The following is a 595-nucleotide window of genomic DNA, read 5'->3' as shown; positions in this document are numbered from 1 at the left end:
GAATATGCCTGCCAGTAACTCCGGTCTCATTGATGCGGGTGACGATGATACCTGTCTGCCCCTGGATGCCAGGGGTTACAGACGGCCACACGGTGACCATTGCGACATCGGCGCGGTTGAGTTAGGTGCTACGGCTCCGCCAGCTACTGAAGAGGGTGCCGATGCTGCCGCTGCCAGCCATGGAGAGCGAAGCGAGGGCTGGTAGACCCCAGTAGCCGCGAGGCCGCACTGTTTTCCCGGCGTGCCTTGCGCCAGAGGGAAAACAAAGTAGGCCTCCGAACGCGGCGTCCAGTCATATGGGAGCCAAGTACGGAGCAGCAACGAGCTTGCGAAGTTGTTGCGCAGTGCTTGGTGACCAGGACGGCTGGGGCACCAATAGGTTGTCAAAGGCCGAGTCGATTTTGGGGGCTGGGATGTCCCAAAATCTATCACGTGGCCGAAGACACGCTTGTAAGGTTGACATATTCCTGATACGGGGGGGGGAAACCATATGGATTTAATCGACGGGATAAAGGAACTTGCTGCAAGGATTCCAAAGCAGATGGATCATATTCAAACGGAAGAGGCAACAAAAAACGCCTTTATCATGCCATTT

At 55.8% G+C, this 595-nt stretch carries 2 protein-coding genes; one reads left to right on the top strand and one right to left on the bottom strand.

The window, feature by feature from the left end:
- The first annotated feature begins 4 nt into the window (after window positions 1-4).
- Complete coding sequence (locus ACOCD2_RS25175) at window positions 5-205, top strand: choice-of-anchor Q domain-containing protein (RefSeq protein ID WP_374209615.1); 201 nt, start codon at window positions 5-7, stop codon at window positions 203-205.
- 87 nt (window positions 206-292) lie between these two features.
- On the opposite strand, the gene ACOCD2_RS25170 is transcribed toward ACOCD2_RS25175, so the two are convergent.
- A complete protein-coding gene (locus ACOCD2_RS25170; RefSeq protein ID WP_293725995.1) occupies window positions 293-490 on the bottom strand; it encodes a hypothetical protein in 198 nt (65 codons plus the stop codon).
- Window positions 491-595: the final 105 nt, after the last annotated feature.

The sequence above is a fragment of the Thiolapillus sp. genome (genome assembly GCF_048562965.1).
Classification (GTDB): domain Bacteria; phylum Pseudomonadota; class Gammaproteobacteria; order Chromatiales; family Chromatiaceae; genus Thiolapillus; species Thiolapillus brandeum_A.
Note: the sequence above shows the minus strand (reverse complement) of the source record. Positions and strands in the feature narration are given on the sequence as shown.

Bases quoted from the DNA above. Each gene is read 5' to 3' on its own strand.
- ACOCD2_RS25175 (WP_374209615.1), top strand. From the start codon at position 5: ATGCCTGCCAGTAACTCCGGTCTCATTGATGCGGGTGACGATGATACC.
- ACOCD2_RS25170 (WP_293725995.1), bottom strand. From the start codon at position 490: ATGGTTTCCCCCCCCCGTATCAGGAATATGTCAACCTTACAAGCGTGT.